12 protein-coding genes are annotated in these 12932 nt (G+C 67.4%); 8 read left to right on the top strand and 4 right to left on the bottom strand.

Annotated elements, in window-relative coordinates; genetic code table 11:
- Positions 1–150: 150 nt before the first annotated feature.
- A complete protein-coding gene (locus ACQR10_RS27535) occupies positions 151–972 on the bottom strand; it encodes an IclR family transcriptional regulator (protein WP_316217088.1) in 822 nt (273 codons plus the stop codon).
- 179 nt (positions 973–1151) lie between these two features.
- Here ACQR10_RS27535 and ACQR10_RS27530 point away from each other — a divergent pair, with 179 nt between their 5' ends.
- From ACQR10_RS27530 to ACQR10_RS27500, 7 genes are read left to right on the top strand one after another with little or no spacing between them, the layout of a single operon-like run.
- Positions 1152–2207, top strand: coding sequence for an ABC transporter ATP-binding protein (locus tag ACQR10_RS27530; RefSeq protein ID WP_434912135.1), 1056 nt, complete (start codon positions 1152–1154; stop codon positions 2205–2207).
- Complete coding sequence (locus ACQR10_RS27525) at positions 2204–3055, top strand: ABC transporter permease (RefSeq protein WP_316217086.1); 852 nt, start codon at positions 2204–2206, stop codon at positions 3053–3055. Before ACQR10_RS27530 ends, ACQR10_RS27525 begins: the two co-directional genes overlap by 4 nt.
- Positions 3056–3060: 5 nt before the next feature.
- Positions 3061–3855, top strand: coding sequence for an ABC transporter permease (locus ACQR10_RS27520; RefSeq protein WP_316217085.1), 795 nt, complete (start codon positions 3061–3063; stop codon positions 3853–3855).
- A gap of 4 nt (positions 3856–3859) precedes the next feature.
- The gene (locus ACQR10_RS27515) at positions 3860–4153 is read left to right on the top strand and encodes a (2Fe-2S)-binding protein (RefSeq protein WP_316217084.1); all 294 of its coding nucleotides are present in this window, start codon (positions 3860–3862) and stop codon (positions 4151–4153) included.
- Positions 4146–5540: an NAD(P)/FAD-dependent oxidoreductase gene (locus ACQR10_RS27510; protein WP_316217083.1), complete on the top strand. Its 1395-nt coding sequence runs from the start codon at positions 4146–4148 to the stop codon at positions 5538–5540. Before ACQR10_RS27515 ends, ACQR10_RS27510 begins: the two co-directional genes overlap by 8 nt.
- The gene (locus ACQR10_RS27505) at positions 5524–6696 is read left to right on the top strand and encodes an NAD(P)/FAD-dependent oxidoreductase (RefSeq protein ID WP_316217082.1); all 1173 of its coding nucleotides are present in this window, start codon (positions 5524–5526) and stop codon (positions 6694–6696) included. Before ACQR10_RS27510 ends, ACQR10_RS27505 begins: the two co-directional genes overlap by 17 nt.
- Positions 6693–7739: an ABC transporter substrate-binding protein gene (locus ACQR10_RS27500; RefSeq protein WP_316217081.1), complete on the top strand. Its 1047-nt coding sequence runs from the start codon at positions 6693–6695 to the stop codon at positions 7737–7739. The genes ACQR10_RS27505 and ACQR10_RS27500 overlap by 4 nt, the downstream gene beginning before the upstream one ends.
- Before the next feature lie 330 nt (positions 7740–8069).
- On the opposite strand, the gene ACQR10_RS27495 is transcribed toward ACQR10_RS27500, so the two are convergent.
- A complete protein-coding gene (locus tag ACQR10_RS27495; RefSeq protein WP_316183167.1) occupies positions 8070–8795 on the bottom strand; it encodes a pyridoxamine 5'-phosphate oxidase family protein in 726 nt (241 codons plus the stop codon).
- A gap of 64 nt (positions 8796–8859) precedes the next feature.
- Between ACQR10_RS27495 and ACQR10_RS27490 the strand changes: the two genes are divergently transcribed.
- Entirely contained in the window at positions 8860–10308 is a 1449-nt protein-coding gene (locus tag ACQR10_RS27490) for a PLP-dependent aminotransferase family protein (protein WP_316217080.1), read from the top strand.
- A 737-nt stretch (positions 10309–11045) separates the two neighbouring features.
- Here the strand turns inward: ACQR10_RS27490 and ACQR10_RS27485 are convergent.
- Positions 11046–11624, bottom strand: coding sequence for a hypothetical protein (locus ACQR10_RS27485; protein WP_315802003.1), 579 nt, complete (start codon positions 11622–11624; stop codon positions 11046–11048).
- 323 nt (positions 11625–11947) lie between these two features.
- Positions 11948–12742, bottom strand: coding sequence for a class II aldolase/adducin family protein (locus ACQR10_RS27480; protein WP_316183165.1), 795 nt, complete (start codon positions 12740–12742; stop codon positions 11948–11950).
- Between the last annotated feature and the right edge of the window lie 190 nt (positions 12743–12932).

Below are 12932 nucleotides of genomic sequence, written 5' to 3'. Positions count from 1 at the left end.
TCATTCCGGGGCAATCGTCCACACGCAGGCGCGTGTGGACGATCGAACCCGGAATCCCGAGATTACCGAACGACGCAAGACAGCATCGGGATTCCGGGTTCAAGGCCTGCGGCCTTGCCCCGGAATGACGGTGGTTGTGATTGAGGAAGATCAGTTCCCCGCAATCGTACTCAGACTCCGCGACGGATAGCGCAAGGCGACATCGAACGGGTTGAGCTTGCCGGCCAGCGCCTTCGCCTCGCCTTGCAGGATCTTCACGACATGCGGCAGCCGGTCGGCGTTCAGCCGCTCCGCCAGCGTGCCGACACTGAGCGCCGCGACGGCGCGGCCCTGCGCGTCGAGCACGGGCACGCCGACGCCGGCCATGCCGGGAATGAGACCGGTGCTGGTGTTGACCCATCCTTGGGCGCGGGCCTGTGCCAGCGCGCTGCGCAGCGAGGCCTCGTCCAGGAAACCGCGATCGAGCAGGCGCGGGATGTTGAAGCGGATCACCGCCTCCTGCTCGTCCTCGGGCAGGTTGGCGAGAATCGCGAGGCTGCCCTGGCCCAGCCCGAGCGGCACCTTGCCGCCGATGTCGCCGGTGAAGGAGCGGATCGGAAACGGTCCTTCGACGCGGTCGAGGCAGACCGCGTCAAAGCCGTTGCGCACCAGCAGGAAGATCGTGTCGCTCAAGGTTGCCGACAGCCGCAGCAGCGCCGGCCGCGCCGCCTCGCGTAGGCCGCTGGCCTGGCCCGCGCGTGCGGCGAGCACGTAGAAGTCGAGCGCCAGGCGATAGCGCTTGCCGGCCGCCTGTTCGGCGAAACCTTCGGCGGCGAGATCCTGCAGCATGCGATGCGCGGTCGGCTGGCTGCAGCCCGCGGCCTCCGCGATGTCCTTCAGCCGCAACCCGTCGGGGTCGCCCTCGGCGAGGATGCGCAGCAGCTTCAGGGCCCGGCGAAGGCTGGAGGACGAATCGCTGTCGGCTGTCGTCATCTGCAGTGATGAATGTTGGAGGCAAATCTGTCGTATAGATTTCATATATTAGAATTCCAGATAGATAAATTCAGGATATCGGAATTCATGATTGACCGTCTGCATGGCCCGCCGGCATGAAAGAGCCCCAGGGCGGCAATCCCTGCTGATGGCGAAGGGAGCTTCCCGCGCGAGGACGCATGGGTTTCCTGAGGCTGGACGGTCTCACCAGGCGCTACGGCGATGTCGCTGCGGTCAGCGATGTCAGCCTCAGCGTCGCCAAGGGCGAGTTCATCGCGCTGCTCGGCCCCTCCGGCTGCGGCAAGACGACGACGCTCCAGATGATCGCCGGCCTGGTCGAGCCGACCTCGGGCCGCATCACGCTCGACGGTCGCGACATCACCCATGAGAAGCCCGACCGCCGCGGCCTCGGCATCGTGTTCCAGAGCTACGCGCTGTTTCCGCACATGACGGTGGCGCAGAACGTCTCTTTCGGATTGGAGATGCGCAAGGTCGCCAGGGCCGAGCGCGACGTGCGCGTGAGCCAGGTGCTGGCGCTGGTGCAGCTCGCATCGCTCGCCGACCGCTATCCGCGCCAGCTCTCCGGCGGCCAGCGTCAGCGCGTCGCGGTGGCGCGCGCGCTCGTCATCGATCCGCCGGTGCTGCTGCTCGACGAGCCCTTGTCGAACCTCGACGCCAAGCTGCGCGAGGAGATGCAGTTCGAGCTGCGCGGCATCCAGCAGCGCGTCGGCACCACCACGATCATGGTGACCCATGACCAGGGCGAGGCGCTGTCGATGAGCGATCGCGTCGTGGTGATGGAGCAGGGCCGCATCATGCAGGTCGATGCGCCCTATCGATTGTACGAACATCCGGCGACACCCTTCATCTCCTCGTTCGTCGGCAAGATGAACCGGCTGTCCGGCATCTGGCGCAACGGCGGCGTCGAGATCGGCGGGCGCGTGCTGCCGTGCGAGGCCGCAGGCCTCGCGGACGGCGCAGCCGCCGTGCTGGCGATCCGGCCGGAGAAGATCAATCTCACCGCACCTGGCGCCGGCGTGCTCGATGGCCGCATCCAGGCGCGCTTCTTCCTCGGCAGCACCTGGTTCTTCACCGTGGAGACGCCGGCCGGATTGATCGGCGTCTCCCTGCCCAATGCCGGCGAGGAGCCGGCGCGTGAGGGCGATCAGGTCGGCCTCGCCTGGAGCAGCGCCGCTGCGCGCGCGTCGAAGCCTGACGGAGCGCCACCGGCATGAGCACGCGCGCGACGACACCATGGCTGCTGGCGGCGCCGGGCGCGCTGCTGTTCACCGCGTTGGTGGTCGTGCCGCTCGCGCTCACACTGGCGCTGTCGTTCCACGTCTATGACGCCGCGACCGGCGTCAAGGACGAGACCACGCTGGCGCACTACGCGGCGATCCTCTCCGACAGCTACTTCCTCAATATCTTCTGGCGCACGCTGCGGCTCGCCGCGCTCACGACCTTGATCTGCGCAATGATCGGCGCGCCCGAGGCCTACATCCTGGCGCGCATGCGCGAGCCCTGGCGCTCGGTGTTCCTGCTCGCGATCATCGGCCCGCTGCTGGTCTCGGTCGTGGTGCGCGCCTTCGGCTGGAGCATGCTGCTCGGTCCCACCGGGCTGGTGAACGAGGCGTTCCGTGCGCTCGGTCTCGGCACCGTGAGGATCCTCTACACCGAGACCGCGATCGTCATCGCGCTGGTGCATGTGATGCTGCCGTTCATGGTCATCCCGGTCTGGACCTCGCTGCAGAAGCTCGATCCGATGGTCGAGGCCGCGGCCTGGACGCTCGGTGCCTCGCGCTTCACGGCGCTGCGCCGCGTGGTGCTGCCGCAGGTGACGATGGGGCTGCTGTCGGGCAGCCTGGTCGTGTTCGGCCTGTCCGCGTCGGCTTTCGCGATTCCCGCGCTGCTCGGCGGACGCCGGCTGAAGATGGCGGCCACGCTGGTGTACGACGAATACATGCACGAGCTGAACTGGCCGCTCGGCGCGGCCATCGCGATCCTGGTGCTGGTCATCAACCTCGTCATCATGCTGGCCTATCAGCGCGCCGTCGAAGCGCGCGCGAAACGGATGTTGGGGTGAGCGGCATGCGCCACAACGGTCCGATCGCCCTGGTCTTTCATGCGCTCGTCGTCGGCTTCGTGCTGGCGCCGCTGATCGTGATCGGCCTCGTCGCGTTCACGCCGGCCAACACCCTGACCTTGCCGACGACGCAGGTCTCGCTGCGCTGGTTCGCGGCAGTGTTCGCGCATCCGGATTTCGTCGCCTCCTTTTTGAACAGCCTTTGGGTGGCGGCGACAGCCGCGACGATCGCGGTCGTGCTCGCGGTCGCCGCCGGCCTCGCGCTCGATCGCTACGACTTCCGCGGCCGCGCGGCGCTCAACGCGCTGTTCCTGTCGCCCTTGATGATTCCGCATCTCGTGCTCGGCGTCGCGCTGCTCCGGCTGTTCGCGCTGCTCGGCGCCACCGGCAGCCTGGTCTGGCTGACGGCCGGCCACATCGTCGTGGTCACGCCCTACGTCCTTCGGCTGGTGCTGGCGGCGCTGTCGGGGCTCGACCGCAGCGCCGAGCAGGCGGCGGTCACGCTCGGCGCCACCGGCTGGATCGTGTTCCGCCGGATCACCGTGCCGATGATCCTGCCCGGCATCACCGGCGGCTGGCTGCTTGCCTTCATCAACTCCTTCGACGAGCTCACGATGTCGATCTTCATCACCTCGCCCGCCACCGTCACCCTGCCGGTGCGCATGTACATGTATGCGACCGAATCGATCGATCCGATGATGGCTGCGGTATCGGCGCTGATGATCGCGGTGACGGCGGCGGCGATGCTGCTGCTCGACCGCATCTTCGGCCTCGACAAGATCCTCGTCGGGCAGGGTTGACACCATGCCGCTGCTGCATCGCCTCGTCCGCAACGACAGCGCCGTCATCTCCTTCACGATCGATGGCGCCCCCTGCGACGGCCGCGCCGGCGACACCGTGCTGACGGCCGTGCTCTGTCACGTCGACCGGCTTCGCGACAGCGAGTTTTCCGCCGCGCCGCGGGCCGGCTTCTGCCAGATGGGCGCCTGCCAGGATTGCTGGGTGCAGCTCGCGAGCGGCGAGCGGTTGCGCGCCTGCACGACGGAACTCGCCGCGGGCATGCACATCGTCACGCAGCGGGGACGCAGCCATGGCTGAGCGCGCACCGCCTTTGATCGTCGGCGCCGGCCCGGCCGGCATCCGCGCCGCGACGACATTGGTCGCCGCCGGCCTGCGGCCGATCGTGGTCGATGAGGGCCACGCCTGCGGCGGCCAGATCTATCGCCAGCCGCTCCGTCCTGATGGTCGTGATGGCACCGCGCGCTACGGCTCGGAGGCGGCGAAGGCCGTGCGGCTGCATCGCGATTTCGCAGCGCTCGGCCCTGCGATCGACTATCAGCCGAATGCGCTGCTGTGGAATCTGCGCGACGGCGCGGCCGACATTCTCCGCGACGGCATCAGCCATCGTATCCGCCATGATGGACTCATCCTCGCGACCGGCGCCACCGATCGCGTGCTGCCGATCCCCGGCTGGACCTTGCCCGGCGTCTTCACGCTCGGCGGCGCGCAGATCGCGCTGAAGGCGCAGGGCTGCGCGATCGGCCGGCGCGTGGTGTTCGCGGGCTCCGGCCCGCTGCTCTATCTGGTTGCCTGGCAATACATGAAGGCCGGCGTCGACGTCGCCGCCGTGCTCGACGCGGCGCCGTTGTCGGCGAAGCTCAATCTGCTGCGCGTGCTGCCGCTGGCGCCCGGCATCGTGCTGCGTGGGGTGCGCATGGCCGCGGAATTGACGCTGCGCGGCACGCGCGTGCGGTTCGGCGTGTCCCGGGTGCGGATCGAGGGCGAGGGCAGGGTGGCCCGCATCGCCTATCACGCCGGCGGGCGGGAGCACGCGATCGCCTGCGACGGCGTCGGCTACGGCCTCAATCTGCGCTCGGAAACCCAGGCGGCCGATCTCGCCGGCTGCGCCTTCCGCTTTGATGCGCGCGACCGGGCGCATCAGCCGGTGCGCGACGCCAGTGGCCGCAGCAGCGTCGCGGGCGTGTACCTTGCCGGCGACGGCGCCCGCATCGCCGGCGCTGATGCCGCCGAGGCCGCCGGCGAGCGCGCTGCGCTCGCATTGCTGGAGGATCGCGGCCTGCCGCACGATGCCGCGCGGGCTGCCGCGCTCGAGCGCAGGCTTGCGAACATCGATCGCCTGCGCGATGGGCTCGAAGCCGCGTTTCCCTACCCGTCGCATTGGGCGGGCGAGATCGCGGATGACACGCTGCTGTGCCGCTGCGAGGAGATCGATGCCGGCGAGGCACGGCGCGCGGTCAGCGATTTCTCGCTCACCGAGATCAATCGCCTGAAAGCGGTGACGCGCATCGGCATGGGCCGCTGCCAGGGCCGCATGTGCGGCGCGGCCGCGGCCGAGCTGTTGGCGGCGCAGACGCGCCGCGACATCGACGCTGTCGGCCGGCTGCGCGCGCAGGCGCCGATCAAGCCGATCCCGCTGGCGGCCGGCCTGTCCGTCGACGAGAGGCAGCATGACCCGGCGCATTGACAGCGATGTCGCGATCATCGGCGGCGGGCTGGTCGGCAGCTCCGCCGCGCTCGCCTTGCGCGGCATGGGCCTCTCCGTCACGCTGCTCGACAAGGGTTTTTGTGGCGCGCAGGCGAGCGGTGTGAACTACGGCGGCGTGCGCCGGCAGGGACGCCCGTCCGAGCAACTGCCGCTGTCGCAGCGATCCCACGCGATCTGGCCGCGGCTCGAGGCGCTGATCGGCATCGACGGCGAGTTCGTGCGCTCCGGCCATCTCAAGCTCGCGCGGAGCGCTGAGGACTTGGCGAGCCTGGAACGCTACGCCGCCGATGTCGCCCCGTTCGGACTCGGTCTCGAACTGGTTGGTCACAACCAGTTGCGCGAGCGCTTCGGCATCAGCGGCGACGTCGTCGGCGGCTCGTTCTGTCCCGGCGACGGCCACGCCAATCCGCGGCTGGTCGCCACCGCCTTCGCCGCAGCGGCGCGTCGCGCCGGTGCCGAGGTGCTGGAGACCACGGAGGTCACGGGCGCCACCCGGACGTTCGAGGGGTTTGCGCTGGAAGCCGGCGACGTCGCCATCAAGGCGCGCACCGTCGTCAACAGCGCCGGCGCATGGGCCGACGGCTTTGCCGCCGCATTCGGCGAGCCAGTGCCGCTGGAGCGCACCTATCCCTCGATGATCGTGACCGAGCCGCTCGATCCGTTTCTCGGCGTCAACATCGGCATCGAGGGCGGCGGCATCTACGCGCGGCAGGTTGCCCGCGGCAACGTCGTCGTCGGCGGCGAGCGCGCTGCGCCGCTCGCCGACCCCGATTTTTCGCGTCCCCGCAGCGACGGCGTGCTCGCCATCATGCAGCGGGCGAGCGGGCTGTTCGGTCCACTGCGCCACGCCCAGGCGATCCGGTTCTGGAGCGGCACCGAGGCGACGATGCCCGACCGCAATCCGGTGATCGGGCCGAGCGCGACGACGCCGGGCCTGATCCACGCCTTCGGCTTCTCCGGCGCCGGTTTCCAGATCGCGCCGGGTGTCGGCGAGGTCGTGGCCGAGCTGGTGCGCGACGGCGAGACCTCGACGCCGATCGGCGCCTTCGCGATCACACGTTTCCCACCCGCATCGCAGCCGGGCGATGCATCTCAAGCAGCAATGACGACAGGATCGAAGGAGACCTCGCCATGATCGATGCTCGCGCCGCGCTCGGCCCAGCCCTCGCGCTGATGCTCGCCACATCAGCCGCGCATGCTGAAACCAGGACGCTCTATGTCGGCATGAACGGCGGCAATTTCGAGCGCACCTATACGCAGGCCGTGTTTCCGGACTTCGAGAAGGCGAATGACGTCAAGATCGTCGTGGTGCCCGGCACCTCCTCGGAGATTCTCGCCAAGGCGATTGCGGCCAAGGACAAGCCGCAGATGCACGTGATGTTTCTCGACGACGGCGTGATGATCCGCGCCGCCGGTCTCGGCCTGTGCGAGAAGCTGAGGCCGAGCGAAGGTCTGGCGCAGCTCGAGCCGTTCGCACGGCTCAAGGACGACATCGCCGCCGGCATCGACATCGGCATGACGGGCTTAGCCTACAACAAGAAGCTGTTCGACGAGAAGGGCTGGGCGGCGCCGGTCTCGTGGCTCGATCTCGCCGATCCGAAATTCAAGGACAAGGTCGTGTTCCAGTCGGCCTCGGTCTCGACCTTCGGCCTGCACGCCTTCCTGATGTTCAACCGCATCAACGGCGGCACCGAGGCCAATGTCGAGCCGGGCTTCAAGGCGTTCGCGGATTCGATCGGCAAGAACGTGCTCGAATACATCCCGAACTCGGCCAAGATCTCCGAGATGGTGCAGACCGGCGAAGCGGCGATCTTCCCGCTGACGCCGACCGCGGTATCGACCTTGAAGGAGAAGGGCATCGCGGTCGAGTATGCGCAGCCGAAGGAGGGCTCGGTCGTGCTGATGGTCGCCGAATGCGTCATCGCCAACAACTCCGAAGCCGAGCTGGCACAGAAGCTGGCGGCTTATTTGTTGTCACCGGAGGCACAATCCAAGGCGCTGGCGGCCGGCAACATCGTGCCGTCCAACACGACCGCGAAGGCGACCACCCCGGCAGCCGAGCAGAAGCTCGCGACGTTTCATACCTACATGAAGAGCGCGATCACGCTCGACTGGGACGTCATCAACGCCAAGCGCCCCGAATGGAACACGCGCTGGAACAGGATGATCGAGCGGTAAGCCGCGTTGAAGCGTAGTAGTAACGCTTGGCACGCGGTGCGCGTGAATGTGCCCTCTCCCCTTGTGGGAGAGGGCATCTTGGACGGTGCTCCAATCACGGTTGGGTGAGGGGTATTTGTCCACGAGCATCGTTCGTTGAGAGAACCCCTCACCCAAACGCGCATGCGGATAGGCCGCCGATGCCCTCTCCCACAAGGGGACAGGGCACTTCATTGGGCAGCGTAGCCCTGACTGATCTGATCGGGCCGTAGGGTGGCCACGGCGCGATCGCTAGCCAGCAACAAACGCGGCGCCGGGACGCGCCTTTGCCCACCCTACACTTCCGTTATCTTAACTACCCGCCGGATAGCTCGCTGCATAGGCCTCCGTCAGCGCCTCATCCAGCCGCCGCCCAGAGCTGAAACCTGACAGCGTTGCGGGACGGGTGACGCCCTCCAACAATCGGCCATCGGGCTCCGGCGAGCCGATCAGGGTGTGGACCGGAATGCGCTCGGCATAGATCGGCAGCGCATAGTCTTCCTCGTCATCGATGACACCGGCGGCGCGGATCTTCGCCGATGCCTTCTCGATTTCCATGGTGATAACCGATGTCGCCTTGAGCTCCTGCTCGGTGGTCTGGCGCAGGCTCGCCGTGCGGCCGGGAAACAGGCGATCGACCATCATCACCAGCGCGCGCTCCTTCTCCGCCTGATCCTCGATCAGCCGGGCATGGCCGAACGCCATCACCGAGCGGTAGTCGGCGGAATGGTGGAAGGCGCTGCGCGCCAGCACCAGCGCGTCGAGATGGGTGACGGTGAGACAGGCCGGCTGTCCTTCCGACTGGTTGCGCAGCATGCGGCTCGCGCTCGAGCCGTGCCAATACAGCGTCGTTCCCTCGCGCCAGAACAGCGTCGGCGTGCAATAGGGCTGGCCGTCGATGACATAGGAAACGTGGCACAGCGTTGCGGAGTCGAGCACGGCATGGACGGTCGCATGATCGTAGTGGGCGCGCTGATGCCGCCGCTTGACCCGGTTGGTGTCGTCGACGGCATAGCTCGGCATCTGTTGCTCGGACATCGTCAGTCTCCTGTTTCCGCCGACGTCATGCCATGGCAAAGTGGTTGCCGGGAGTTCCACTTCGATGCGAAAGCAATCAACCACTTCGCGGCGCCGCGACGACGTGCTGGCGCTGCCGATCCGGCTCGACCGCAGCATCCGCAGCCAGTCGCAGCAGGTGCATGGCGCGCTGCGGACCGGCATCGTCGACGGGCTGCTCGCACCCGGCCTGCGTCTGCCGTCGACGCGCGGGCTCGCCGAGCAGCTCGGCGTCCGCCGCAACGCGATCGTCGCGGCCTATGAGGCGCTGCTGTCAGATGGCCTGGTCGAGGCGCGCCACGGCGCCGGCACCTATGTCGCGGCACGGCTGCCCGCGCCGCAGGTCGCCGCACCGGCCGCCGAGCTGGACATCCGCATTCCGCCGCGCCGGCCGTTCGCGCTCGGCTGCACGCTGGTCGATCCCGTCCTGTTGCGGCGGCTCGCCGCGGCCAGCCGGCGCCGCATCGCCCACGCCGCGCCGGATGAGCTCGGCTATGGCGATCCACGCGGCAGCCTGCATCTGCGCACCGAGGTCGCGCACTATCTTGCCGCCAATCGCGGCGTCCGCTGCGACCCGAGCTGCATCCTGATCGTGAGCGGCACCCAGCACGGCCTGCGGCTGTGCATCGACGCGCTGCTGGCACCGGGCGATCCCGTCTGGTTCGAGGACCCCGGCTATGTCGCCTCACGCTACACGTTGAGCACGGCCGGTGCGAAGCTGGTCCCGGTGCCCGTCGATGACGAAGGCCTCATGGTGAGCGCGGGGGAGACGGCGTACGGCGCGGCCAAGGCCGCCTACGTGACGCCATCACATCAGTTTCCGACCGGCGTTGCGATGAGCATGGCGCGGCGCATCGCGCTGCTCGACTGGGCGCGCAGGGCGGACGCCTACATCTTCGAGGACGACTACGACAGCGAGTACCGCTTTGCCGGCCCGCCGCTGACGGCGTTGGCCGGCATCGGCGGCGAGCGCGTGATCTATCTCGGCACCTTCGGCAAGACGCTGTTCGCGGGACTGCGGCTCGGCTATCTCGTGGTGCCGCCGGCGCTGGTCGCGCGGGTGGTCGCGGCGCGCGCGGCGCAGGACCGGTTTCCCCCGGCCTTCATGCAGGACGCGCTGGCCGACCTGATGGCCGACGGCGTGCTCGCGGCCCACATGCGGCGGATGCGCCCGCGCTACCGCCAGGCGCGCGATGTCGTCGCCGAAGCGCTGGCCAGGCACGGCAAAGGCAGCCTGCAACTGGCCGCGCCCTCGCAAGGATTGCATCTGCTGGCGACCTTGCCGCCTGCAGCACCGAAGGGCACGGCGAAACTGATCCGCGACCGTGCCGGCATCGAGTGCCGGCTGTTGTCGGATGCGCGGATCGTGCAGCGCGGGCCTGACGGTTTCATCCTGGGCTATTCGGGCTTTGCGGCGAAGGATCTCGCCGATGCCGCCAGGCGGCTCGGGCGCGCTGCACAGGATCTCCTGGGCGCGGCTGCGCGCCCGCGCTGAGCGTCGCTTGTCGATGTTACGGGTGTGGCCGTGCCGGCACGTCGGGCAAATCAGCCCCGCTCTGAACGTCTGCGCGCCTGTGCAGAGGCCGCCGCCAGCGGTTGCGCGCAACAAGCCGTCGTAATTTTGTTCAATCCGTTCAACGGTCTCTCGATGCCTGATCGCGCGTTCGCATTTTCCGCTTTCGTTTTTTCGAAAATCATGCTTTGGTTGCGCATCCCGCCTCACCGCAGAGGGGCGTTGCGCGCGATCGTCACGACACGCGAGGCGGGGATGCGATGGCCGCGATCAAGCCGCAACGTGTCTTTGGATGCGTGGACGAACGGCTTGGCTGCGGACGTGAAGTCGCAGGGTCCTGACACCCCGACGCTGGTGTCCAGCGCAATGCGCGCAAGCGCATTGCGCCATGGTGGCCAACAAGCCCGGCGCACCAGGGAGACTGCGTATAAGCGTGAAGACCGTCGCGCAGGGAATGCCGGAGTGTTCGGCTTTGCCTGTGGTACCTGCCGCCTGCATTTTTTTCGCAGGCGGGCCATGGGTGGGGCCTTCACCCGGCATTCCCTGCGCCCTTTGCACTTCGAAAGGGCGAGATGGATCGTAAGCCTCGGGCATCATCTGCCGCGAGAACGCGCCCTCATGTTAACGCGCCCTCATGTTCATGGCTGTTCGAGATGCGGATTGGAGCAGATGCGCGTCAGGCGACGCGGATGCGCGCGGTCGCCGCAATCGCGTCGCGCTCATTCATAAGGATTGTGCTCGGCGTTCGTCATCGTCTGGCGCACCCGGCGCAAGGTGATGGGCGTGCCGTCGGAGACGAACACCAGCTCATAGGCGCGGCCGCTGTCGTCCTTGGCGGAGCAGGTCACGCTGGTGACCTTGAGCATCGCGAAATTGCCGACCTGACGGCACACGCCGGCCGAGCTCTTCGTAGCCGGCACCGGAATTCCATCGACCTTCGGACGATGCTTGGAGTTCAGCAGCATGCGGTCGATCGGCAATTCGTAGACGTTCTGAATCGACCTGCGGCCATTGACGCCGGAGAACGCGATGATGTGATTCTCGTCAGCGGGATCGTCGAGCGCGACGGTGAAATGAGCGCGTCCCTTCTCGCTGTGAAAGAACGCCACCGTCTTGCACGAATATTCGCGGCCATCGACCTTCGCGGTGCGGCAGGTGCCGGACATCAGCGCATAGAGATCGATGTCGGGCCGGTCCTCCGGCGCGCCCGCCACCGGCATCGGCTGCTGAGCCAGACATGGCGTCCCCAGGGAGAGCGCGAGCGCAAGGACGGCGAGGCGAGGAAAATGCAGGGGCATCCGCGGGGAGAGCCTGGAGGAATCGGGACGGCGCGAGAGGTCAAGCGATGTGTCAGCTTTGCGGCAAAAAGAGGTCGGAAGCAGCGCTGTGCACCTCCGATCGCACCCGTGCAGAGCCCGACGCTGAACCGCGCCGGTGGTCGTTCGATACCGCAAAAGCAATGGAAAGTTCCGGGACGCAAGCCCCATGGGATCGATACGGCCGGAACAACGGCCCAACACGACAACGACAGGGAGAAACCGATGACATTGTCACGTCGTGGCCCAACGCGTCACAGGATTCCGGGGCACCGCTGCGGTGAAATGATCTTCAACCTCCAGGACTACTTCGCCGACTGCACCTTCTGCTTCCAAAGCGCCCAGGCACGATCCATGATCACCATGTTGACGCCATCGGCCTTGGCAGCCTCCTCGGCGCTGAGATACGTCACCTCGGAGCCGAGCCCGAGTGCCTGCGCCTGCAGCTTCGCATTCACGTCGGTGTAATAGGCGCGGAACACGGCGGCCTTGACCGCAGGACCGACGGTGACGTCACCATGGCCGCGCATCAGCACCACGGACTTGTCGCCGAGCGCGGATGCGAGCGATTTGCCGATCGCATTATTGCGCACCAGCATGTCGGTGGCGCCGAACTCCTTGCCGATGTCCCACACCGGCGCGCCGTCGCCGAGGAAGGCGGCGTTGTGATACAGCGGCTTCAAGGGTGTATGGCTGACGCTGAACGGCACGACGCCCGGCGAATGGGTGTGCACGACGGCGTTGACGTCCGGACGGGCCTTGTAGATCTCGGCATGGATGAAGCGTTCGAGGAACACCGCACGGTTCTTCGCATCGACCGGCTCGCCATTCTCGTCGAACTCCATGATGTCGTTGGCCGTCACCTGCGCCGGCGCGATCGAGCGTGCCATCAGGAAGTGGTGCGGATTGGCGGGACTGCGCGCGCTGACATGGCCGAAGGCATCGACGACGCCGAGATCGGCGAGGATGCGGCTGCCGGTCGCGATGTCCTCGAGCAGCTCGCGCGGCACGCCGGGGATGGAGTCGTCGGCGCGGGAGGGGGTGGCGGAGAGAAGGAGGGCGGTGACCGCAAGGACGGCAAAGCGGCTGAAGCTCGACATCTGATTTTCCCTCCCGGCCTGCGTGATCCAGGCTCGTCGCTTCAACATACGCGTCATTGCGAGCGAAGCGAAGCAATCCAGAATAGTAGGCGGGACTCTGGATTGCTTCGCTCTTGTTCAGCCCGGGGACATGGCTGACAGGTGTTCGGAGACATGGTTGACACCTCAAAATTGGCTCGATTCGTCAAGC

The sequence above is a fragment of the Bradyrhizobium sp. HKCCYLRH2060 genome, assembly GCF_051168135.1.
GTDB lineage: Bacteria > Pseudomonadota > Alphaproteobacteria > Rhizobiales > Xanthobacteraceae > Bradyrhizobium.
The sequence above is the reverse complement of the archived record's forward strand: the minus strand, read 5'-3'. Positions and strand labels throughout refer to the sequence as shown.

Coding starts and splice junctions, on each gene's coding strand:
- ACQR10_RS27510 (WP_316217083.1), top strand. CDS start 4,146: ATGGCTGAGCGCGCACCGCCTTTGATCGTCGGCGCCGGCCCGGCCGGC.
- ACQR10_RS27485 (WP_315802003.1), bottom strand. CDS start 11,624: ATGCCCCTGCATTTTCCTCGCCTCGCCGTCCTTGCGCTCGCGCTCTCC.
- ACQR10_RS27490 (WP_316217080.1), top strand. CDS start 8,860: ATGCGAAAGCAATCAACCACTTCGCGGCGCCGCGACGACGTGCTGGCG.
- ACQR10_RS27515 (WP_316217084.1), top strand. CDS start 3,860: ATGCCGCTGCTGCATCGCCTCGTCCGCAACGACAGCGCCGTCATCTCC.
- ACQR10_RS27480 (WP_316183165.1), bottom strand. CDS start 12,742: ATGTCGAGCTTCAGCCGCTTTGCCGTCCTTGCGGTCACCGCCCTCCTT.
- ACQR10_RS27535 (WP_316217088.1), bottom strand. CDS start 972: ATGACGACAGCCGACAGCGATTCGTCCTCCAGCCTTCGCCGGGCCCTG.
- ACQR10_RS27495 (WP_316183167.1), bottom strand. CDS start 8,795: ATGTCCGAGCAACAGATGCCGAGCTATGCCGTCGACGACACCAACCGG.
- ACQR10_RS27505 (WP_316217082.1), top strand. CDS start 5,524: ATGACCCGGCGCATTGACAGCGATGTCGCGATCATCGGCGGCGGGCTG.
- ACQR10_RS27500 (WP_316217081.1), top strand. CDS start 6,693: ATGATCGATGCTCGCGCCGCGCTCGGCCCAGCCCTCGCGCTGATGCTC.
- ACQR10_RS27525 (WP_316217086.1), top strand. CDS start 2,204: ATGAGCACGCGCGCGACGACACCATGGCTGCTGGCGGCGCCGGGCGCG.
- ACQR10_RS27520 (WP_316217085.1), top strand. CDS start 3,061: ATGCGCCACAACGGTCCGATCGCCCTGGTCTTTCATGCGCTCGTCGTC.
- ACQR10_RS27530 (WP_434912135.1), top strand. CDS start 1,152: ATGGGTTTCCTGAGGCTGGACGGTCTCACCAGGCGCTACGGCGATGTC.